The sequence below is a fragment of the Frankia sp. RB5 genome, from assembly GCF_059816245.1.
The window spans coordinates 1-21,545 of sequence record NZ_JCBATA010000093.1 but is presented as its reverse complement, the minus strand read 5'-3'; the positions used below and the strand labels follow the sequence as shown (position 1 = coordinate 21,545).

Annotated in this window: 19 protein-coding genes, 1 tRNA gene and 1 pseudogene; 5 read left to right on the top strand and 16 right to left on the bottom strand. The window is 72.4% G+C overall.

The features are described from left to right. Nucleotides 1-233: 233 nt before the first annotated feature. From AC6EXY_RS31210 to AC6EXY_RS31170, 9 genes are all read right to left on the bottom strand, one after another. Nucleotides 234-1,556: an AAA family ATPase gene (locus AC6EXY_RS31210; protein ID WP_499818748.1), complete on the bottom strand. Its 1,323-nt coding sequence runs from the start codon at nucleotides 1,554-1,556 to the stop codon at nucleotides 234-236. A 928-nt stretch (nucleotides 1,557-2,484) separates the two neighbouring features. Then, nucleotides 2,485-3,408: a C40 family peptidase gene (locus tag AC6EXY_RS31205; protein ID WP_499818747.1), complete on the bottom strand. Its 924-nt coding sequence runs from the start codon at nucleotides 3,406-3,408 to the stop codon at nucleotides 2,485-2,487. Continuing rightward, a complete protein-coding gene (locus AC6EXY_RS31200) occupies nucleotides 3,405-4,388 on the bottom strand; it encodes a replication-relaxation family protein (protein WP_499818746.1) in 984 nt (327 codons plus the stop codon). The genes AC6EXY_RS31205 and AC6EXY_RS31200 overlap by 4 nt, the downstream gene beginning before the upstream one ends. Further along, entirely contained in the window at nucleotides 4,385-6,919 is a 2,535-nt protein-coding gene (locus AC6EXY_RS31195; protein WP_499818745.1) for a type IV secretory system conjugative DNA transfer family protein, read from the bottom strand. The genes AC6EXY_RS31200 and AC6EXY_RS31195 overlap by 4 nt, the downstream gene beginning before the upstream one ends. A 69-nt stretch (nucleotides 6,920-6,988) precedes the next feature. Next, complete coding sequence (locus AC6EXY_RS31190) at nucleotides 6,989-8,836, bottom strand: VirB4 family type IV secretion system protein (RefSeq protein WP_499818744.1); 1,848 nt, start codon at nucleotides 8,834-8,836, stop codon at nucleotides 6,989-6,991. Then, nucleotides 8,833-9,807 (bottom strand): PrgI family protein, encoded by a 975-nt coding sequence (locus AC6EXY_RS31185; RefSeq protein ID WP_499818743.1) that lies wholly within the window; start codon nucleotides 9,805-9,807, stop codon nucleotides 8,833-8,835. The genes AC6EXY_RS31190 and AC6EXY_RS31185 overlap by 4 nt, the downstream gene beginning before the upstream one ends. 116 nt (nucleotides 9,808-9,923) lie before the next feature. Beyond that, the gene (locus AC6EXY_RS31180) at nucleotides 9,924-11,249 is read right to left on the bottom strand and encodes a TrbL/VirB6 family protein (RefSeq protein WP_499818742.1); all 1,326 of its coding nucleotides are present in this window, start codon (nucleotides 11,247-11,249) and stop codon (nucleotides 9,924-9,926) included. 53 nt (nucleotides 11,250-11,302) lie between these two features. Next, on the bottom strand, nucleotides 11,303-11,995 hold the full coding sequence (locus AC6EXY_RS31175) for a pilin (protein ID WP_499818741.1): 693 nt from the start codon (nucleotides 11,993-11,995) through the stop codon (nucleotides 11,303-11,305). After that, a complete protein-coding gene (locus tag AC6EXY_RS31170; RefSeq protein ID WP_499818740.1) occupies nucleotides 11,992-12,741 on the bottom strand; it encodes a hypothetical protein in 750 nt (249 codons plus the stop codon). The genes AC6EXY_RS31175 and AC6EXY_RS31170 overlap by 4 nt, the downstream gene beginning before the upstream one ends. Before the next feature lie 424 nt (nucleotides 12,742-13,165). Here AC6EXY_RS31170 and AC6EXY_RS31165 point away from each other — a divergent pair, with 424 nt between their 5' ends. The 4 genes and pseudogenes from AC6EXY_RS31165 to AC6EXY_RS31150 all read left to right on the top strand — a co-directional run. After that, entirely contained in the window at nucleotides 13,166-13,807 is a 642-nt protein-coding gene (locus AC6EXY_RS31165) for a hypothetical protein (protein WP_499818739.1), read from the top strand. After that, nucleotides 13,804-14,703, top strand: coding sequence for a TRM11 family SAM-dependent methyltransferase (locus AC6EXY_RS31160; RefSeq protein ID WP_499818738.1), 900 nt, complete (start codon nucleotides 13,804-13,806; stop codon nucleotides 14,701-14,703). Before AC6EXY_RS31165 ends, AC6EXY_RS31160 begins: the two co-directional genes overlap by 4 nt. A gap of 209 nt (nucleotides 14,704-14,912) precedes the next feature. Beyond that, the gene (locus AC6EXY_RS31155) at nucleotides 14,913-15,116 is read left to right on the top strand and encodes a DNA-binding protein (RefSeq protein WP_499818737.1); all 204 of its coding nucleotides are present in this window, start codon (nucleotides 14,913-14,915) and stop codon (nucleotides 15,114-15,116) included. Nucleotides 15,117-15,338: 222 nt separating this feature from the next. Continuing rightward, nucleotides 15,339-15,728: pseudogene (locus AC6EXY_RS31150) on the top strand (tyrosine-type recombinase/integrase); the annotation flags it as partial. Nucleotides 15,729-16,346: 618 nt separating this feature from the next. Here AC6EXY_RS31150 and AC6EXY_RS31145 read toward each other — a convergent pair. Together AC6EXY_RS31145 and AC6EXY_RS31140 are read right to left on the bottom strand one after the other, a co-directional pair. Beyond that, a complete protein-coding gene (locus AC6EXY_RS31145; protein ID WP_499818736.1) occupies nucleotides 16,347-16,643 on the bottom strand; it encodes a hypothetical protein in 297 nt (98 codons plus the stop codon). Nucleotides 16,644-16,906: 263 nt separating this feature from the next. Further along, nucleotides 16,907-16,979: transfer RNA gene (locus tag AC6EXY_RS31140), tRNA-Lys, on the bottom strand. A 151-nt stretch (nucleotides 16,980-17,130) separates the two neighbouring features. Between AC6EXY_RS31140 and AC6EXY_RS31135 the strand changes: the two genes are divergently transcribed. Further along, nucleotides 17,131-17,958, top strand: a complete 828-nt coding sequence (locus tag AC6EXY_RS31135; protein WP_243407577.1) for an alpha/beta hydrolase — start codon at nucleotides 17,131-17,133, stop codon at nucleotides 17,956-17,958. A 105-nt stretch (nucleotides 17,959-18,063) separates the two neighbouring features. Here the strand turns inward: AC6EXY_RS31135 and AC6EXY_RS31130 are convergent, their stop codons facing one another. The 5 genes from AC6EXY_RS31130 to AC6EXY_RS31110 are packed head-to-tail and all read right to left on the bottom strand — an operon-like array spanning nucleotide 18,064 to nucleotide 21,363. Then, complete coding sequence (locus tag AC6EXY_RS31130; RefSeq protein WP_499818735.1) at nucleotides 18,064-19,356, bottom strand: cytochrome P450; 1,293 nt, start codon at nucleotides 19,354-19,356, stop codon at nucleotides 18,064-18,066. Continuing rightward, a complete protein-coding gene (locus AC6EXY_RS31125; protein WP_499818734.1) occupies nucleotides 19,353-20,009 on the bottom strand; it encodes a GTP-binding protein in 657 nt (218 codons plus the stop codon). The genes AC6EXY_RS31130 and AC6EXY_RS31125 overlap by 4 nt, the downstream gene beginning before the upstream one ends. Then, a complete protein-coding gene (locus AC6EXY_RS31120) occupies nucleotides 19,990-20,349 on the bottom strand; it encodes a DUF742 domain-containing protein (protein ID WP_101832157.1) in 360 nt (119 codons plus the stop codon). The genes AC6EXY_RS31125 and AC6EXY_RS31120 overlap by 20 nt, the downstream gene beginning before the upstream one ends. Then, nucleotides 20,346-20,765, bottom strand: a complete 420-nt coding sequence (locus tag AC6EXY_RS31115; RefSeq protein ID WP_101832158.1) for a roadblock/LC7 domain-containing protein — start codon at nucleotides 20,763-20,765, stop codon at nucleotides 20,346-20,348. Before AC6EXY_RS31115 ends, AC6EXY_RS31120 begins: the two co-directional genes overlap by 4 nt. A gap of 31 nt (nucleotides 20,766-20,796) precedes the next feature. After that, on the bottom strand, nucleotides 20,797-21,363 hold the full coding sequence (locus AC6EXY_RS31110) for a hypothetical protein (RefSeq protein ID WP_499842452.1): 567 nt from the start codon (nucleotides 21,361-21,363) through the stop codon (nucleotides 20,797-20,799). Nucleotides 21,364-21,545: the final 182 nt, after the last annotated feature.

Genomic DNA, 21,545 nt, shown 5'->3' with positions numbered 1-21,545 from the left:
CCGCGGGGCGCGTGGGGGGGGGGGGGGGGGGGGGGGCGCGGCCGGGGGGGGGGGGGGGGGGGGGGTGGGGGGGGGGGGGGTGGGGGGGGGGGGGGGGGGGGGGGGGGGGGGGGGGGGGGGGCGGGGGCGCGGGGGGGGGGGGGGGGGGGGGGGGGGCGCCCGGGGGGGGGGGGGCGGGGGGGGGGGGGGGGGGGGGGCCCCCCCGGCCCGGGGGCACCGGGCCGGCCCCACGCTCAGGGCTGTCGGGTGATCTGCGCGCCGAGGGTCAGGGGGCTGATCCCCCGCCCGTAGACCTGGGCGGCGACCTGGATGACCACGTCGCGGTCCTCCGCCGGAGCGACCCCGACGAGGTTCGCGATCGCGAAGTCGTCATCGACCGCATCGGCGATCTTCTGGTAGGCGAGGAGTTCCCGTAGCTGCGGCGCCCAGCCGATCTCCCCGGCGGAACGCTTCGTGGCGAGGTTGCGGCTGACCAGGATCGCCTTCGGGTTGACACCCAGACTCTCGGCGATCTTGAAGTCGGAGGAGACCTCGATCTGCACCGAGAACCGGGACGACAACGCCTCGGACAGCACCGCCCCGTGCACCCCGGGGTTGTGACCCGCGATCACGTAGAACCCGGACGCCGCCCTGATCGTCTCGCCCTTGTGGGCCTTGACGATGATCTCGCCTCGCCCGTCCATTGCCGGGTAGACGACCGCTAGCACCGCCGGGGAGATCAACGTCGCGTCGTCGATGAACAGGGCACGTCCCTGCCGCATCGCCTCGACGAGTGGCCCGTAGACGAACTCGTACCGTCCGCCCGGGGTCTGGGTGTACTCCCCGATCAGGTCTCCGACGGTGGTGTCTCCGTCACCCGCGACGGTGATCAGGTCGCCGTGGGCGGCCTCGACCAGACTCGTCTTCCCGGTGCCGGGCGGCCCGTAGAGCAGGACCGGCACGTTCGCCCCGCGCAGGGTCCGCAGGATCTCCACATCCGGCAGTCCCGCGAGGGTGCGCGGCCGGTACACCTGCCCGGAGGGGCGCACCACCCCTCCGTCCGGCCTGCTCGGCGGAACGCGCGGCGGCGCGGGGACGGGCGCCTTCGGGGAGGCAGGGCGCGGTGGCCGGGGCGGGCGGACCGAGGGGCTGGGGGTGGCGAGCATGGCGAGCGCCATGCGGATGGTTCGGGTGGCCTGGAACGTCTTCGGTTTCGCGCAGGTCTGCGTGGCGTGGCCGAGGGCGACCAGATGCTCGCAGGTGTTGAGGATCGCCCCGGAGGACCGGCCGCCGAGCGCGCTCCCGATCTCGGTGGGAGTCCACCCCTGGCCCTGGTGGTCGGCCAGGTAGTCGATGACCTGCCGGCGCAGCCCACCCGGGGGAAGGCGGTCGGGTGGGGGCACGGCAGCCGGACCGGTCTCCTGCGGGGCGGGGGGCGTGGACACGGGCGACTCCGACGACGCTGCGGACGGCTCGGGGGGAACTTCGGGAACCCAGGGCCGGGCCCGCGCGGCGGCGGGCGGGCCGGCGGCGTCGCGGGCGGCGAGGGCCTGCGACGCGACCAGGGGCGGGGACATGCGCGATCTCCTCACAGCCAAAGAAACGGGGGGGTGCGATGCGCGCCGCCGGACGCATCCCGCATATCGCGGGGAATCCATTACGATGGCGCCTTTTCGTCTGAACGAAACCGTACCCTTCGACATTCGGATTCGACAACCGTATTTTCATGACTCTTTCGGTTTCCGATCCGGTGTTTCCCGGGGTCCGTATTTCGTTGTGGGACAACCGTAACTCGCCATTTCGGCGCCTAGCAACCCTATTTCCAAGACTCTTTAGCCGGAATTCGCGAAAAGAGTCATGGAAAACGGCTTGCCTGATGTCCGGATCAGAGTTATCTCGCGTGTGCGCGGTGAAAAACGGTGGGAAAAGAGTCATGAAATAGGTCTGGCTGATTGCGGCGTGGCGCGGTATCATGAATCATTCCCCGCGAACGACGGACCGGATCGGAGGTGATCGGAATGGTGAGGATGACGGCCGAGGGCGCGCCGCGCCCGTCCGGCGCCTTCGCCGCGCCGGGGCGGCCCGGCGCGCCCGGGCCGGGCGGCCAGGGTGGCCCGGGCGGGTGAGCCCGGGATCGGCAGGTGACCACCGCCGAATACGGGGAAGGTGACCACCAGCGGACGTAAGAAAACCACACCAGCAAGGCAGGCCCCCGGTGGAGGGGGCCGCCGCTGGTGTTTTTTCGTGCCAAGCAGGCGAGTCTGGGCGCCACCCGGAGGGGTCTGCGGGCCGTGGGCCTGCGGGTTCATGTCGACGGTCCCCCTCCGGTTAGAGCCGGAGCCCCTTTTGGAGCCCCTAAAGGAGCCCCTTTTGGAGGGGGGTGTGCCGGCCGACCCGAGCCCTGACAGTCGCCCTGCCCCCTCCGGCCTCCCCGCCCTGCACACTGTTTCCTTTCCCCGGCAGCATCCGGAATCATCCTGGCGGAATCCTGAATCGCGACGCCGGTTAAGCATGCAGGGGTCTGGTGGCTCCACGGTAATCGGTCCATCGGTAATCTTCCAGTCGCACGGCCGCGTTCTTATGGGGTGCGTCGATCATCATGTTGTTCCCGACGTAGATACCGACGTGGCTGATACTGCGGGCGCTGGCGCCGAAGAACACCAGGTCTCCGCGTTGGAGGGGCGCGCCGGCGGGCAGGTGGGGTCCGGCGTCGTACTGCTCCTGGGCGACGCGCGGTAGGTGTATGCCGGCGGCCTGGGCAGCGGCCTGGGTCAGCCCGCTGCAGTCGAAACCGGCATCGCCCGCGGCGGGTCCGTCTCCGCCCCACTGATAGGGCAGGCCGATCTGGGCGGTGGCGTAGTCGACCGCGACGTCCGCCGCCGCGCCCGCAGCGGGAACATTATCTTCGTCCGCGCTTATGGTGTCGGTGGCGTGGTCGGTGTAGGCGTCAGCGCGGGCGAGAACGGTCGCCACATAGCCATTGTCATTGTTGTAGGCGAAGAGGGCGCCGGGAATGTTGGTGCCGTCGCGGGCGCCGGAGGCGCACAGGTAGGCGGCGGCGCTGTAGATCGCGTCGGCCGGGTCGTTGATATCCGGGCCGCCGCCGTCGGCGTCGACGGCGTAGGCGGCGAAGGTGCTCGGGAGGAACTGCATGGGCCCCTGGGCACCCATGTCGGAGGTCCAGTCGGGATTGCGGCCGTGGTCGGTTTCGGTTTTGCCGACGGCGGCGAGGACGGTCCAGGGCAGCCCGGGGCAGGTGGCCGCGGCGGCGACGTAGAGCTGCTGGTAGGCGGGTGGGATGTCGTCGGCGGCGGTCTGGCTGGGAGGCGAACCGAGCGGGTTGAGGCTGGCGAGAACGCCGGCGGCGACGCCGAGGAACAGCACGAGCAGCGCCAGCGCTCCTGCGCCTGCGGCGGCGAGCGCTTTCACTTGCGGTGCTGGCGCAGGACGGGTGGGCGGGGGTGGGGTGCCGGGTCGGGGTCGTCCGGGTCGCCGCCGGCCGGGGTGGGGTCGAGGGGGCGGGTGGGGTGCAGGGGGGTGCCGTAGCGGCGGGTGAGCCCGTCGAGGTCGGTGCGGCGGGCGGCGTGCAGCGGCAGCCAGACCGCGCCCGCAGCCGCGAGATCGGCCTCGTCGCCGGTCTCGGGGCCGGGGGTGGTGAGCGGGCCGGGGGCGGCGGTGATGACGGTGACCCCAGGCGGGCTGGTGCGTAGCGCCGCCCGCAGGTTGGTCTCGCGGCGCGCGGTGGGCAGCCAGATCAGCAGGGGGGTGACGATGCCGCTGGCGGCGGCGAGGCGGCTGTAGGCGGGTAGCTTCGCGAGGACGCGGGTGAGGGGTTCGGTACCGCGGTCGACCTCGACCATCAGATCAAGGCGGCGTGTTCCGTCGGCCCAGACGCCGTAGCCGTCGGGGCGCACGATGCGCCCCCAGGTGTCGGCGGCGCGCCGCTCCGACCACCAGGCGACCAGGCCGCTGCCGGCGGGACGGGCGCGGCTGGCGTGAACCCACGCGGCGAACAGGCTGTTGGTGGCGACGAGGTGCGCGAGGCGGACCCCGTGGGCGAGGGCGTGCAGCCGTTCGCGGCGGTAGCCCAGGTCCTGCACGGTGAGGCCGCGTTCGGCGGCGAGGATCGCGGCCCCCGCGCTGCCGAGGATGTAGTGCAGCGGGGCGGCGACCAGGCTGTAGTTCGGGTGGACCCGGTCGACGACGCCGAGCCGGTGCAACGTCGCGAGACGCATCCGGGTCTGGCGGTCGCCGTCGAAACACAGCCGGGTGATGTGCCGGCGGGTCAGAACCTGATGCTCGTGCAGCATCGCGAGGAGCCACCGGTCGCGGGGAGTGAGCCGGCTGGCGAGTTCCAGGAGCAGCGCGTCCCGGGACCGCGCCGCGGGACGCCGCACAGGCCGGCTCATGGGCGCCGCCCGCCGGCCGGCCCGGGGCGGGGCTCGACCCCCGGGCGGGGCCGGGGTTCGTAGCCGCCGGGGGTGGGGATGGTGTGCCGGCGGGCCGCCGCGCGCAACGTGGCGGCGCGGCCGGGGATGGCGGCGGGCAGGGGGCGAGTACGCAGAGTGAACGCGGCGCTGTCCTCGCCGGCGACGATCAGCCGGCTGGCGGCGGTGTAGGCGGGTAGGCGGGCGAGGTCGTGGTGGGTGAGGACCGGGGTGACGTGGCGGGCGAGGTCCGCGGCGTCACGCGGGGAGACGGCGAAGAACACTTTCGAGCGGGCGTTGGTGGACAGGGCGTCGGCGAGGTCGGCGGGGAGCTGGCGCAGGTGCTGGTGAGCGAGCACCATGCTCAGCCGGTAGCCCCGCGCCTCGGCGAGCATGTCCTCGACCGCGCCGGGCAGGCTGAGGAAGTTCTGGCATTCATCGAGGTAGGCGGCGCAGTCCGGCCGCCTGCTGGGTGGGAGCGCGGCGCGGCGCAGCGCGGCTTGCCACACCTTCGCGAGCACGATGGAGCCGATGATCTGCGCGCCGTCCTCGCCGACGGTCCCCTTGGGGACGCGGACGAGGAGAATGCCGCCGCGGTCGAGGATGGCCGGCACGTCGATGGTCGATTCCCCGCCCGCCAGACAGTCGCGGGCGAAGTCACGCAGCAACAAAGCCCGCAGCTTGTTCATCAGCGGGCCGACGGCGGCGGCGCGCGCCCCGTCAGACAGCTCGCCGTACCAGGTCCAGAAGCCGCCGAGGATCGGATCGGACACTTTTGCGGCAGCGGCTCTGCGAGCTCGGGGGTCGGCGAGGACGTCGACGACGTTGACGAGGGTCGGCGCGGGCTGTCCGGTGCGCCGTCCGGAGAGGAGGGTGAGGGCGGTGGAACGAAGCAAGTCGTCGGTTCTGGGGCCCCAGCTGTCCGCCCAGATTCGCCGGAAGATCCCCACCAGCTGATCGGTGGCGAGCCCCGGATCGCGGCCGTCCAGAATGTTGAGCACCGGGGGTGGGGCCGGGTCGTCGGGGTCGAGCAGGGTCAGCCGGTCGGCGGCGGATGCGGGCAGCCGGTCGAGGAGATCGCCGACGAGGTCGCCTTTGGGGTCGACGACGACAACACCCCGGCCGGCCTCCGCATCGTCGAGGATCATGTTCGCGAGCAGGGTGCTCTTGCCCGAGCCGGTGGCGCCGAGGATGTGCAGGTGATGCCGCGCGGCGGCGACATCAATGCCGACATCGCGGCGCCGTCCGGCCTCGGTGCGGCCCAACGTTTTCACGCCCGGCCCGGCGTCGGGGATGCCGGCGGGCGGGGCGACAGCGGCGGCACCGGCCCGGGCCAGGCCCGGCACGGCGGTATCCACCGGCAGATGGGCGAGGGCCGCGAGTTCGTCGACGCCGACCAGGCCGCCGCGGCGCAGCCTCCGCTCACCGAGCACCCGTACCGGGTCGGGGAGCTTGAGCCGGCGGAGATGGTTGTGCCCGGCATACACGGCGTAGGCGGTGGCCAGGGCGTGCGCCCGGCCGCGTAGCGCCGCCCGCGCCCGGCGGACCTCCTCTCGGCCGAGGGGGGCGGGGCGGGTGGCGCCGTAGGCGAGACGGACCTCGAAGCGGGGGCCGAGGGCTTTCTGTCCGATCGCCCGGGACTCCGCCGCCTCCTCTGGTGGTGTCGGCCCCGGCCGGTGGACCGCGGTCTGCGGCCGGGTGCTGTGGGGGGTGATCAGGTCGAGGGTGCGGGCCCACAGGTGCACGCCGCCGGGCTGCTGGCCGCGGTGGCGGGCGGCGGCCCGGCGGGCCTGCGCGAGGCGACGTCCGGTGACCGGGCGGGCCAGTACCTGCACCGCGGCGATCTCCTCGTCGTCCAACTCGCCGGCGGCGCCGAGCAGCGCCCGCACCGGATCGCCCGGCGGAGTGGCATGCAGCGGCAGAACCTCGGTGCGGGCCAGAGAGAGCACGCCCCCCTCAGCCAGCAACCCATCGCCGACCTCGTAGGTCCCGGTGGTGTCGGCGGGGTGGAAGGGGTCGAGGGCGGGCCGGTGGGTGGTGGTGCGGGCACCGGGCCAGGCGGCGCCCGCCGCCCGTTCCACCAGCCCGGGCGGAACCACGCCCGGCACCCACAGGCGGAACGCGGTCCCGGCGCGGCGCGCCACGATCTCGAACCCGAGATAGGGCTGGCCGTGCAGGAGCCGCGCCCAGAAAGGGCGCAGCAGGCCACTCATCTGCCCCCAGAACGCCGCCGCCGCCGCGGGGTCCACCTCGGGCGGCATGAGGATCTCCACCGTGCGGGCGTCCGCGACCAGCGCGGCGTCGCGGGCCACCCGCCACCGCGAGCCGAGCACCACAGCGGCGAGCAGGAGCACGGCAAGCGGCACGCCGACCGGCAGGCCCCACTCGGCGAGCAGCCGGAAGAGGGCGTGGGCGGCGCGGGAAGGGCTGGTCAGCCAGCCCGGCGGCCCCGCCGACGGGGCCGCCGGGGGCGGGGGTGGTGGCGACAGCGGGGACAACGGATCGAGCATCATGAGGGCGCTCCAAGGGGAGAGTGGGCACGGCCGGACAGGGTCCGGAGTCAGGACTCGGGCCGGGATGGGTCAGAGCGGGTCGGCGTCGTCGGCCGGCACGGCGCCACGCCGCGCCGTGGACGTGGCAGCGGGTGCGGGCTGGGTGGGTTGCTGGGGGCGGCGGGCGACGGCCACTGGATCTGTCGTGATCAGGTCGTGTTCGTGGTCGCTGGCCTGGGCGCGGAACAGGGCCCGGCGCGGGCCCGCGACGAGCAGCGCGTCACCGGGGCGGGCGGCGAGCAGCGCGGCGGTTTCCCCGTCGGTCAACCCGAACGCGGCCTGCACGGCCGGGGCGGCGGAGGCGTCCTGGCGCAGGAGAAACTTGGTGGCGGCGTTGCCGATGACGGCGCGGCCCTGCTCCGAGCCGAGGAGATCCCCGGCGTCCTGGGTGACCAGCGCCAGCCCCGCCCACCATTTGCGTGCGGCCTTCGCCAGGCGCAGGAGGAAGCGGGCGCCGGCGGGGTGGGCCATGAGCAGCCAGGCTTCGTCGACGACGACGAGGCGGCGGCGGCGCCGGGTGGGGTCGGCGACGTGACGCCAGATCGCGTCGAGGACGAGGAGGGTGCCGGCGGCGCGTAGCTCGTCGGGCAGGGCGCGCAGCCCGTAGACGACCAGGTGGCCGGTGGGCGTCTGGGTGGTCGGTCCGTCGAACAGGCCCCGGTGCGAGCCGGTCGTGAAGGGGGCGAGGAGTCCGGCGAGGTGCTGCCCGTCCGGGTCGGCCGCGAGGGCGGTGGCGACGTCGGCGAGTAGCGGGGCGGGCCGGGTCCAGGTGGCCGGGTCCTGGCTGATCCCCACGGCCGCGTAGGCGGCGAGCAGTGCGCGGTCGAGTGCCGCCCGGCTGGTCGGGTCGTCGAGGCCGGTGCCGAGGAGGGTGGCGAGGAAGGTGTGGGCGAACAGCATCCGCCGGGTGAGCAGCTCCGGGTCGTTGCGGCTGTGGGCGGGCAGGTCGAACGGGTTGAGCCGCACCCCCGGCGCGCCGAGCGCCAGGTGGGTGCCGCCGACCGCGTCGGCCAGGGGCGCGTACTCGTCCTCGGGGTCGACGACGTGCACGTCAATGCCCTGGTAGAGGCTGCGCAGCACGTCGATTTTGGTCAGGTAGGACTTGCCGGCACCCGAGGTCGCGAGGGTGATCGAGTTGTAGTTCGTGTTCGCCCAGCGGTCGTGGGCGACGATCCCGGTGGAGGACAGGTTCGGCCCGTAGACGACGGGGGCGGCGCCGTCGCGGTGCGGGTCGGGTAGTGGAATGTCGGGGCTGGTGAAGGGGAAGCTTGCGGCGACGGCGGCGGTGTCCATGGTGCGGGTGGCGCGCAGCAGGTCCGCGCCCAGGGGCAGGCTGGTGGTCCAGCCGGCGAGCATCCGGTAGCGGGCCGGGTGCACGGTGAGCAGCAGGCTGTGCGCGAGCGCGATGACGCGTTCCACCTCGTCGGCGAGGGTGTCCTGGTCGTCGGCGTAGACGGTGAGATACAGCCCCACCTGGAACAGGCGGGCCTCGCCGCGGGCAAGCCTGCCGGCGAGGTCCGCGGCGTCGTCGGCGGCGGCCTCGACGTCGGGGTCCTCGAGCCGGCCGGCGGCAGCCGCGAGGCGGCGGCCGGACTCGAGGCGGCCTCGCTGCCGGCGCAGCCGCGCCGCCGCCACGCCCGGCGGTGTCGGCTGCAGATGCATGGCGACGTCGAGGCGGCCCGGGTAGGCGAGCAGCGGTTCGAGCCAGGCGGTGCCCACCTCGTGGGGATAGCCGGCGACCAGCAGCGTCGCCGCGCACAGCCCTCCAACCTCGAGCCGGTCGGGGTGCAGGGTCAGGGCGGGGGTGAACCCGACCGGCCCGACCAGCCGGCTGACCTGCCCGCGGTGTCGACGCCCGCCGCGTCGCGGCCGGCTCACCGCCGCGCCCCGGTGGCGTGCACGACGCCGGTCGTGGTGGCCGTGTCGGGTGGGGGTGGCAGGTCGGGATGGGCACAGGCGGCGACGATCCGCCCCGCGGTGGCCGCATCAGCCAGGCGCACCTGGACTCCGGCGGTGGCCAGCAGGCCGGCGGCTTCTTCGAGCTGGCGTACCGCCTGCGCGGCTGCGGCGTCTCGTCCGCCGCGTGCGGACCCGGTGGGGCGGCGGACGGTGAGCAGGATCTGCCGTTCCCGCAGCGCCCGGCCCCGGCCCAGTTCCGCCAGGAACTCGGCGTGTTCGGCGGCGGCGCGTGCCAGCGCCGGATGCGCCAGCCGGCGGGCGTGGGCGGCGACCGCGTCGACGTGGCCGGCGAGGTCGACGGGCACGGTGCGCACGGTGATCTGCACCGGGCCGGCGGCGGCGTTGAGCATCCGCGCGAAGGACGTCACCTTCGCCGCCCGTTCCTCGCCGGTGGCGAGGGTGATGTTCGTGGCGTCGACGTCCGCGAGCACGGCGACCGCGTCCCCGAGATCCACCACCCCTGCCATCACACCCGCTTCCGCCGGGGCGACGCCGCCGGCCAGCGGCCGTGCCGCGACGGGCGGGCGGTGCGCGGCCTGCACGTCGGGCACCCAACCCGGCACGGTCGGCGGGCCGGTCGGGGGTAGCGCGGTCTGCACGGGTGGGGTGCGTCGGTGGGTGAGCGCGGCGGCGGCGTAGCGGTCCAGGGGCAGGCCGGCGCGTCGGCCCAACGCGAGCGCGGCGCCGACCCCGACCGGCGGCACGCACAGCACGATCAGCAGCGGTATCGGCAGATACGGCCGGGCCACCCAGAACACGCACAACGCGAGCAGCAGCGGAGGGACGAGGACGCCGAGTTGGCGGCCGGTCAGTCCGGCGAGGATCTCATCGGGCCGGTCCACATCCGCCGGCACGCGGGTGCGGTCCGGCACAGCCGGCGAGGACGACATGATCACATCACTCCCAATCGCAGAACGAAAGAAGGAGAAGAAGGAGGGAGAAAGGGACGGCGCGGCGGGCAGCACGAGGCGCTGGGGCGCGGCCGTGGCCCGGCTGTGGCGGGCGGTCAGACGCGGATGCCGGCGGCCTGCAGGCCGCGGCGCAGCAACCGAACCTTCACGAGGGTCACGGCCGTGCTCGGGCCGCCGGTGCTGCGCAGCACCATGCGGGTCACCCAGCCCTCCAACCGCAAGGCGAGGACGAACAGGCTGGCGCAGAGCAGGATGTTGAGCAGGCTGCCTCTGTTCGGTAGCAGCGCATGTCCCTCATCGGAGAACAGCACTCGCAGGCCGATGAGCAGTAGCAGGGAGTGGGCGACCTGCACCGACAGGCAGCCCGCCAGCGCCCGCCCCCACAGCTTCGCGAGCCCGGCGGTCTGCGGCAGGCCGTAGCCGATCAGGAGCAGTGGTCCGCTGACGGCGAGGAGCATCAGGACGAGTAGGCGCACGCCCCAGCCGATGACGAGGGCGATCGCCAGGGCGGCCACGGCCAGTAGGAGCAGCGACACGAACGGTCCGGCCACGCTCAGCGCCAGTGTCGTGGTCAGGGTGGACCCGATGCCCTGCGCGGTGATCCGCCCCTTGACCAGGGCGGCGGAGATGCCGTTGGCCAGGCTGATCGCGAGTCCCAGCAGCGGCAGGCTCAGATGCGCGAGGACCATCCCGACGACCATGCGGGGGGCGAGTTCTTTCGCGGTGGTGCGGGTCTGCAGGGTTTCGTGGCCCATCACCAGCAGCGCGCCGGCGGTGAGCACGAGCAGCATGAGGCTGTCCGCGATCGCGACGCTGTCCCACCAGATCTCCTGGATCGTCGCCCGGTCGGTGACGTCGGGGGTGGACAGGACGGTCGCGCCGAGCAGGTCCATCATCGGCGCGAGCGCGGCCTCGGCGAGTTTGCGCAGCCAGCTGTTGATCGCGTCGGCGATCTTCCCCGGGATGTCCGTCAAGCCCCGCAGAAAACCGGGGATCAGACTGACGCCCGCCCCGCCCTTCGGGTCAGGTGACGGGCCCGGCTGCGGGTTCGGGGTCGCCGACGTCGACGGGGTGGGTGGCAGCTCGTCGTAGGGAAGCGCTGGCGGTGCCTGCGGCGCGGGGCTCGCCGCCGGAGGCGCCGGCTCCCCACCGGCCCCCGCTGTCGGCGACGGCGACATCGACGCCGAGGGCGACGGCGGCGTGGACGCCGGTGCCGACGCGGAGGGCGGGGCGGCGGCCGCGGACGTCGCGGGCGCCGTACGGGACGGGCTCGCGGGGGACGGCGCGGGACGCGGGGCGGCCGGCGGTGCCGTAGGCGCGGTGTACGCCGCCGGAGGCGGCGGGGCCGGCGCGGGGGTGGCCGCGAACGCCGGGACCACCGCGCCCGCCAGCACACCCGCCGCGGCGGCCACCACGATCATCCGCCGCAGCCTTCGGCCGTGGACACGGTGTCGCGGTGCTCGCAGCCTGCCCATCAGCCGCCGACCACCGAACGCAACGCGGTCAACGCGACCGGCGCCAGGATCGCCGCCGCGTAGCCGATCCCGGCGGCTTTGAACGCGCCCTTGGCCCGTTCGATCTCCCCGGGGTCGCCGTTCGCGCCCATGTAGCGCAGGCCCCCGATCGAGGCGAACAGGGTCGCGGCACCAGCCAGAATGCCCATCAGCCAGTTCCGCATGTTGGTGATCACCTGGTTGAGGTCGGTCACCGAGGGAGGCGGAGCCGGTGCCGGTGCCGGCGGCGCAGCGACGGCGTGTCCGGCCACGACCAGGACGAGGATCAGCAGCACGGTCAGCGTCACCACCCCGGCCGTGAGCAGCCGCCGGCCCCGAGCGGACAGCCGAGGGCGCCAGCGTGCCTGCGGGCCGGTGAGCATGGTGATGGCGATCGCGGCGGCGCCGCCGGCCGCGAGCTGCAGCGCCGCCGCCACCCCGACCAGACGCATCGGGGGCGGCGGCGTGTCGGTCAGTCGGGCGAGCAGGCCGGCCAGCAGCAGACCGCCGCCCACCGTTCCCGCCGCGCCCACCACGCAGCCGGCCAAGGTCAGCAGGTGGCGCAGCCATCCCGGACCGCCGTCGATGCGACGCCCCATCGCCGCGGCGGGTCGCCGCACACCGCGCCGCAGCGCGTCGATCAGGTGAGCGATGATGCGCACGGCGCGGTTCACCGGTCACCTCCCGCCGGAGCGAGACGGCCCGACAGGACCGCGTTCATCAGCGCCAGCTCCGCGGCGCACAGCCGCAACGCCCACTCCTCACCCGGCACCTGCTCCGTCGACAACTCCGCCGGGGCCCGGCCCTCACCACGCACCGCCCACAGCAGCTCCGCCTCCCCGGCGACGAGCACCCCGGCCCGCGCCGCCGCCCGCAGCAGCGGCCGCAGGCCCGTGCCCCACGGCCGGGGCGGCACCCCCGCGCTCGCCGGCACACACGTCCCGATCGGCAGCAGCGGGCAGTGCACCGCCGCATACGCCAGCCCCGTCCGGTAGGCCGCCCACAGCAGCCGCACCTCCAACAGCGGCGCCTCCGGCGCCAGGCGGCGCAGCGCCATGAGAAAACCGGTCACCAGCTCGCCGTCCAGATCCGGTCGGATCGTCGGGTTGTCGCCCGCGAGACCGGCGGCGACCCGGCGCAACGCCGGCAGCGCCAGCCCCACCGCCCCGGACAGCCAGCCCTCGTCGCCCTGGCGGCACGCCATCTCCCGCCACACCGCGGCCCGCCACACCCCACACGGCATCGAACCCGCCAGCAGGGTGCGCAGGTCCCGCAACCCGATCCGTCCGGCCGGGATATCCGGCTGCATCTGGGGGAGGTCCAGCAGATAGCGGCCGGAATCCGCGGCCTCGTCGAACGCGACAGCGGCGAGATCCAACGCCGTCGGCTCGACCTCGTCATCGTCGGAATAGTCGTTCACAGGTCTCCCTCGCAACTCGTGGAAGCGTGCGAGACCAGAAAGCCAGCGCGGCCCGGCGAAACCCCTGACAGCACTGTGCGCAGCCCTGACAGTGCCCCGCCGCAAGCCGGGCCGGGTTCAGCCGTCCAGGCTGTCAGACGGCCGTAGCCGCAGCACAATCCAGCGCCCCAGCCGGCGGACAAGGCGGTCCGAGGGCGTGCTCCCGTCCCGATCGTGGGTTCCCCGGCTGTCAGCGGTTTCACCAGCAGACTGTCAGTACACCGGCATAACACGGGGTGGGGCTATTCGCCGGTGCTGTCAGGGTCGCCGCCAGCTCTGTCAGGGGTAAAGACAGGCCCCGGCGTTTCCCTGAGAACCACGAACCCTCCGAGCTGTTCGGAGCGGATCGACTCGTTCGACGTGGTTTTCTCGAAGGAGATGCCGTATGGCCCCCACGCCCGCTAGCACCGGTCCAGAACCGGTGCCCCTCACCGTCTGGACCACCCGCGACGGAGACGATGACAGCCTGCCTGCCGATATCACCCGGCGCATTCTCGACACCTACACCCAGCCCGGCGATCTTGTTGTCACCACCAGCACCATCCCGGCCGCTGCGGCCGAGGGGTGCGCCGCCGCCGGAAGGCGCACCCGCCGGGCAAACACCCTGGGCACCGCGGACATCCCCCCGTGGATTCTTCTGCGCCGCTACCCGGCCGCCGTCGACCTGGTCCTCGATCAGCAGACCGCCATCGCGGACCGCACCGCCCTCGCCGACCTTTACACCGACCTGGCCGCCCTGCTACGCCCCGGCGGCATACTCCTCACCGTCATTCCCGAGAGTTCCCCGCCCGACCCGCTCGCCGACCCCCTCACGGACACGGTCGCCGCGGCCATCGACGCCGGCCTGACCTACACCCAGCATCTCCTCACCCTCCGCCTGCCGTTCCCCAGCAGTCTTCTGGCCCCGCCCGTCGACGGTGGCTGGGACCCGGCTGACGACCCGACGCTACCCACCCCGCTGCCGCCGCTGCGCATTCACGCCGACCTCGCCGTGTTCACCCGCCCGGCCTCCCGGAGCAGCCGTTGACCGACAACACCCCGCCGCCGCCCCGAGGATTCAGCCTCATTCCCGCCGGCCAGCAACACCCCCGCCTCCAACGCGCCGGCCGCTACACCCCCGCCTCCATGCAACACCCCGCCAGAATGCTCCCCGCTCTCGCCCGCCACCTCATCACCCACTACAGCAAGCCCGGCGACCTCATCCTCGACCCGATGTGCGGCATCGGCACCACCCTCATCGAGGGCGTACACCTCGGCCGGGTCGCCCTCGGGGTGGACCTGGAATCCCGCTGGGTGTCGCTGGCCCGCGCCAACATCGCCCTCGCCTACCAGCAGAACGCCCCCGGGACCGGCGTCGTGATCCGCGGCGACGCCCGCCGCCTCCTCGACATCGTGCCCGTCGAATATCACGGCCAGATCGGCCTGCTGCTCACCTCACCGCCCTACGGGCAGGCCACCCACGGCACCATCACCGCCACCCCCGGCCAAGGGGTGAGCAAAGTCGACTACCGCTATTCAACGAACCCCAGGAATCTGGCCAACGGCGATCTCGACCAGCTCCTCGACGGCATCACCGACGTCTTCACCGCCGCCCACACCCTGCTCCGCCCCGGCGGCATTCTCGCCCTCGCCGTCCGCCCCTACCGCCACGCCGGCGCCCTCGTCGACCTCCCCGGCGCCCTGCTCGACCTCGCCGATGAGACCGGCCTACACCTGCACGCCCGCGCCGCAGCCCTGCTCGCCGCCCTCCACCCCGACGGCACCCTCACCCCCCGCGCCACCTTCTTCGCCCTCCACAACATCCGCACCGCCCGCGCCGCCGGCCACCCCCTCCATGTGATCGCCCACGAGGACATCCTCCTACTCCGCACCCCACACCACCCCCCTGACAGCACCCCTGACCAGCCACAACGGACAGCCTGACAGTCGGCGACCACCCGCCGGGTGATCTGACAGTTCGTTGGCGAAACGCCTGACAGTCCCCTGGCGAAAACCCTGACAGCCCTGCCGGACGCATCGCGCACCGTGGCGCGTGCCACCGGCCCAGCGCGAACGCCACCGACGCGTGGCACCGGCCAGGCCGCGCCGTGCCGGCCGTTCCTACTCCTCCTCCCGCTCCTGAGGGATCTCTTGTGAAGAAGTGGACCGCGGCAGAAATCCGCCTGCTGCCCGCCGTTATCGATCTCATCACCGCTGGCGAAATCCTTCGCATCGGGCGCACCAAAAGCTACCTGCTCGTCAAGTCCGGCGACTTCCCGGTCAAAGTCCGACGTGTTGATGGCCGCTACAAAATCGCCACTGAAGACATCTGTCGATACCTTGGAATAAATGATTAGCATCGTGGGATGCGCTTGACATTTGGCGCTTGTGGAGTGTCAATGGCGGGGGATTAATGCAAGCTGTAGTTCTGCGGCTTGCCTCCTATGTTGGTGGCGCGTATCAAGTTATGCGAGCCAGTCTGGATGGACCTTGTCGCTGAAAGGAATGACCCGGGGCAACCATTGCCCTGATGTGGATTCTGGCGTTGGCGGCATGGAAATCTGAGAGGCGTTTCTGATTTGAAGATCAACACGGAGAAGCGATGCGGATGTCGGGGCTCCGACGGTAAACAGCTCGGAAAGAAATGTTCGAGGCTCGAGCGAAGTGGCCACGGTAGATGGTCGTACAGGGTTCGGGTACCTGACGATCTTGTCTCCCTGGTTGGTAAGCAGTACCTGCGCGGTTCTGGATTCTCCACCAAGGACGAAGCGGAAGAGAGCGCGGAGAAAGAAGTCGCCGGGGTCCGCGCGGGCCAGCGCCACGTCGGTAACCTCACCGTCGGTGACTATCTCGATGAGTGGCTGTCAGGAAAGCGCCGGCTCCGTCCAACGACCCGCCGGGGCTATGAGAACAACATTCGTCACTATCTACGTCCACTGATCGGTGAGATTCCGCTGAGTGGCCTGCGGAAAGGGCACGTGGACGCGATGGTCCGGAGAATCGAGGCGGAGGGCAGCGTCCGTGACGGTCGCCCGCTGGCCGTGAAGACCATCGCCGAGTACGTCGCTACCCTGCGGGTAGCGCTCAACGACGCCGTCGACAACCGCCTCATTCCGTGGAACCCGTGCGATGGCGTCGAGCTGCCGGAATACGAGCCGCCAGAAGTGGAACCGTGGGAAGCTGAAGAGGTCGGACGGTTCTTGGATGAGGCGGCAAGCGACAGGCTCTCCGTCCTCTACGAGCTCCTCGCCCTACACGGCCTGCGACGAGGTGAGGTGTGCGGAGCTACCTGGTCGGGCTTGGATGAGACGAACGCGGTGCTGACAATTCGCCAGCAGATCACCGAGTCGGGCAGCGTGCTGGGTGTCTGGGCGCCCAAGACGCCGAGCGGCAAACGTAAGATCGACATAGATCCCGTGACGCTCGGGGGACTTGCGGCGCATCGACTTCGTCAGGACGCCGAGCGCCGGGAGATCGGCGCGGTGTGGGATAACGGCACGCTCCCGGACCAGCGCGGCAGGGCAGTCCATCTCGACGATCTGATCTTTACGCAGGCGGGAGGCAGGCATCTGTCTCCTGCGTACGTCTCATCGCATATGCAGGTCATTGCACGCCGAGTCGGGCTGTGTTGCCATCTCGTCCGAGATGCCGAGAAGGGCGCGAAGACCATCATCGTCGGCAAGAGGCATCGAGAACCGATCGGGACGTGGACGCTCTATCGTGACCGCGAGCCGATCGGTGAGGTGACCGTTGTCGGATGCGTGCGGCGCCGGGGTGCGGGTGCGGTGCTCTCGCTGGCCGAGCCACTGGCGGTCGATCTGAAGTGCGGGATGGAGCTGGGCGACCGCCTGCTCTCCCACCGTCGGCTTCATGATCTCAGGCATTCGTCGGCGTCGATCCAGCTCGCTGAAGGCGTCGCGATCGAGTTGGTGTCCAAGCGGCTGGGGCACGCCTCCCCGGCGATCACCGGTCGGCTGTACGCACACCTGCTGCGCTCGGCTGGGCAGGCGGCAGCGAGGACGGTCGCGGACGCCGTCCCACGGCGTGCGGTGCGTCCGCGTGCCCACTCCGTGCCCACAAGGATCATGGAGGGAAAATCGGGTCAGTCGGAAACACCAACTTTGCAGGTGGGCGGGCTGAATCTGAGTGGGCCGTCAGGGACTCGAACCCTGAACGCACCGGTTAAAAGCCGGCTGCTCTGCCAATTGAGCTAACGGCCCGCAGGGGGGATCGTACTCGCCCCCGGTGGTCACGGACCGGTGCCGGGGGCGAACGTGGGGTGCAAGCGTAGTCGATGTGACGTGCACCATAGTGCAGGGGGCGGTACGTTGCGTTGATGATGATCTGCGGCCGGTGCGACGAGGAGTCCAGGTGAGCGAGACCGATGGCGGAGCGGGCACCGGGCGGACGATCGTGTTCATCCACGGGTTGTGGCTGACGTCGGCGAGCTGGCAGCCGTGGATCGACCGGTTCGCCGCACGTGGGCATCGGGGAATAGCACCGGAATGGCCGGGGATGGACCGGCCGCTCGACGAGCTGCGGGCCGCGCCGCGCGCCGAGAGCCGCGTCGGCATCACCGAGGTGACGGACAGCTACGCCGCGGTGATCGCGAGCCTGCCGGAGGCGCCGATCCTGATCGGGCACTCGTTCGGCGGGCTGATCGTGCAGATGCTGCTCGACCGGGGGGTGGGGGAGGCGGGCATCGCGCTGTCACCCGCGCCGGTCAGGGGTGTTCTGCGGCTGCCACCGGCCACGCTGCGGACGTCCTCGCCGGTGCTGTCGAAGCCGGCGACCCGTCATCAGCTGGTCGGGCTGACCAAGGCCCAGTGGTTCTACTCATTCGGCAACACGCTGACCCGCGCCGAGTCGGACGAACTTCACGCGCGGCTGCACGCGCCGACACCGGGCCGACCGCTGTGGCAGGCCGCGTTCGCGAACCTCAACCCGAAGGCGGTGAGCCGTGTCGATTTCGGCAAGGTCGACCGCGCCCCGCTGCTGATCATCGGCGCCGACGCCGACCACACCGTGCCCGCTTCCGTCAGCCGGGAGGCGTACCAGCGGCAGCGGAGGTCCGGGGCGATCACCGCGTACCACGAGTCTCCGGGCCGCCCGCATCTGACGGCCGTCGTCCCTGGCTGGGAGGCCGTCGCCGACTTCGCCCTCGACTGGGCACTCGCCCCCCGTTCCGGCGAGATCTGACACCGGTTGGGCGCAAGGCCCGCCAGAGACCGACGGACGGTCGGCCTGGGAAGGCCGTAAGGCCGTGAGACCTCAGGCCGGCAAGCCGTCAGGGCGGGAGGACGGTCAGGCCGGGGAGAAGTGCACGGGCAGGGCGGACAGGCCGCGGATCCACGGTGACGGGCGCCAGACCAGCGCGTCGGGGGAGACGGCCAGCGTCGCGTCCGGGAGCCGGTCGAGCAGCACTTCGACGGCGGTCCGGGCGATCGTCTCGCCGATCTCCTGCGCGGGGTACGGGCAGCGGTGCTCGCCGTGGCCGAACGCCATGTGCGCGTGGTTGCCGCCGGGGCCCTCGAAGGAGTCGGGGCGGACCTGGGGGTCGTTGTTCGCCGCGGTGAAGCTGAGCACGAGCAGGTCACCGGCCTGGACGTGCTGGCCGGCGAGCTGGGTGGAGCGCACCGCCCAGCGGCCGGCGATGTTCTGCAGTGGGGCGTCCTCCCACAGCACCTCGTTGAGCGCCTGGCCGACGCTGCGCCGTCCGCCGGACAGGGTGATGGCGAAGCGGGTGTCGGTGAGCATGAGGCGCAGGGTGTTGCCGATCCAGTCGGTCGTCGGCTGCTGGCCGTACCCGACGATCGCCAGCAGGTCCCAGTGCGCCTCCTCGTCGGTCAGCTTGCCCGGATGGGCGAGCAGCGCCGACGGGATGTCCGGCGCGGGGTTGTCCTTGCGCGCCGCGAGCGCCTCGCCGATCATCGTCGCGAACCGGACCTGCGCCTCGACCGCCTCGGGACCGGCGGCGTTCGCCGAGGTGTTGAGGGTGCGCAGCAGATCCGGCAGTACGGACTCGGCCACCCCCGCCATCCGGCCGATGACGAGGATCGGCAACGCCTGGGCGTAGTCGGCGACGAGGTCCGCCTCGCCTCGCCCCGCGAAGCCGTCGATCAGCTGGTCGCAGACCCGCTCGCACAGCATCCGCAGCTCGAACAGGTCCACCTCGCCGAGCACGTCGTTGACGATGGTCGAGCGCCGCTCGTAGGCGGAGCCCTCCAGATGCGCCAGGTAGGGCTGTGGCTGGACGAGGGTGCGCAGCGGCCAGTCCGCCGGAACCTGGTCCCACAGGCGCCAGCGGCTCGGGTCGCGGCCGAACAGCTCCGGATTGCTGGTGACGTAGTGCAGTTCGCGGTAGCCGAGGACAAGCCAGGCGGGCAGGTCGCCGTCGAGCAGGATCGGCGCGACCGGACCGTGCGCCCGGCGCATCTCCCGGAACACCTGGGCGGGGTTGCGCTGGAAGCGCGGGCCGTACAGCCGGATGGCGGCGGGACGCGCCGCGGCGTCGGCCGTCGCCGAACCGGCCATCGCCGAGCCTGCGGTCCCGGCCGCGGCCCAGGGGCCGACACGATCGTGATGCGGATGGGTCACGGCGACGTCTCCTGGGCGGTGGACAGGGTGTACAGGTGGTTGACCAGCGAGATGAGCACCGACTTGCTGGACGAGCGATGCCGGGCGTCGCAGTCGACGAGCGGAATGTCGTCCGACAACGACAGGGCGTCGCGCAGCTGCGGCAGCGTGTGCTCCGGCTCGCCGAAATTGTTGCGGGCCACGATGAACGGCATCCCGTGGTGCTCCAGCCGGTCGATCGCGTACCACGAGTCGGCGACGCGCCGGGTGTCGACGAGGACGACCGCGCCCAACGTCCCCGCGAACAGCCGATCCCACAGGAACCAGAACCGTTCCTGCCCAGGGGCGCCGAACAGGTAGAGCACCATCCGCTCGTTGAGGGTGATCCGGCCGAAGTCGAACGCGACCGTGGTGGTGTTCTTCTCCCGCACGCCGCCGGTGTCGTCGATGCCGATGCCGGCGCCGGTCATCGTCTCCTCGGTGCTCAGCGGCCGGATCTCGCTGACCGCGCGGACCATCGTCGTCTTGCCGACGCCGAAGCCGCCGACGATCACGATCTTCAGCGCGTCGGTGATGCTGTCGGCGAGGGGCAGGCTCGCGCGTGGCGGAGCCGGGCTGAGGAGCTGTCCGCCGCCGAGCTGTCCGCCGGCGAGCTCAGAGCTTCTTGAGTCCAACGAGCACCTGCTTCAGGATCTCCGGACGGGGCAGTGGGGTCTTGACGGCGGCGCTGGAGGGATGACGTGCCGACACGCGGCCGGTGTCGTGCAGGTCGCAGAGCAGGATCTTCACGACGCTCACCGGCAGCCGAAGCTCGGAGGCGATCTCCACGAGGGCCGTCGGGGTGCGGCACATCCGCAGGATCGCCGCCAGCTCCGACTGCATGCCCGGCGCCGGCTCGCTCTCACTGACGATCAGGGTCACCAGGTCGAAGGCGTTCTCGTCGGCGCGGGACCGGCCGGCCGTGACGGTGTACAGCCGGTCCGGGTTCTCCCCGTCGATCGCCTCCCGGATCACGAGGCCGCGAATCCGGAGACAGCCGCGCGCGGCGGCGCGGAGAGATAGTCGCCGATCTGCTCCACCAACTCGTTCATGTTGTGCCCGATGACGCCGGCGTCCGCGTCGTCGGTGGCCACGACCGCGAGGTGCGCGCCCTCGCCGGCCTCGATGATGAACAGCAGCCCGCCGTGGAACTCGGTCATGGACTGCCGCACGCCGCCCGAGCCGTCACCGAACTCGATGGACGCGCCGTGCGCGAGGCTCTGGATCCCGGAGGCGATCGCGGCGAGCTGGTCCGCCTGGTCGATGCTGAGGCCGGAGCTGTGGCAGAGCTTGAGTCCGTCCTTGGAGAGGACCAGGGCATGACGGCTCCCCGGGGTGCGCTCCAGCAGGTTCTCCAGCAGCCAGTCGAGGTCGCGGGTTCTCGCGTTCATGAAAAGTCTCCGGCAGATGCGTAGGTGCTGGTCAGATGGTGCCGTTTCCCCAGATGCGCCTGCCCTCGGCCGGCGTCGCGGAGGTGTCGGTGGGACCTGCCGGGCCGGCGGGACCCGCCGGCGCCGTGGAGTCCCTCGGGTCGCCGGGGCCGGCGGCGTCACCACCGTGCCGGGGGCCGAACCAGGCCTGCCGCTCCGATTCGGCGTCGCCGTCGCGGGGGCGCGGCTGCAGCCCCGCCACCTGCGGCGGCAGTCCCGCCAGGCCCAGGTCCGCCACGCGCCGCGGCAGCGAACCGGGCCTGTCCGACGCCTCCCCGGTCGAAGCACCCTGTGCGTCGGTCGGCGTGGGCGGCTGGGCTGGTCCGCCGGGCGGTACGGGCACCGTGCGGACCTGCTCGGCCGACGTGTGCGCCGGATCCGTGTCGACGGACTGGGCGGTGTCCGCGCCGACTGGACGGCTGGTGTCGGTGCCGGCGGGGCGGCCGGTGTCCGCGTCGGACGGCCGGCCGGGGCGGGCGTCAGCCGGGCGGGTGGCCGCAGCGGGCGATGGCCCGGCAGGCGTTCCCACGGCAGGCGTTCCCACGGCAGGCGTTCCCACGGCGGGATCCTGCGGCCGGCCACCGCCGCGCGTCGCCCGCCGAAAGGCCCCGAACCGCGCGCCCGGGTCCGTGGCCGCCGGCGAGGTCGCTCGCGGCGCGCCCGAGCCCGCGCTGCCCGGCCGCGCCAGGCCCAGAGCGGACGAGCGTCGGGGAGGGAAAGAGTGTCTGCTAGCGGGTGGGG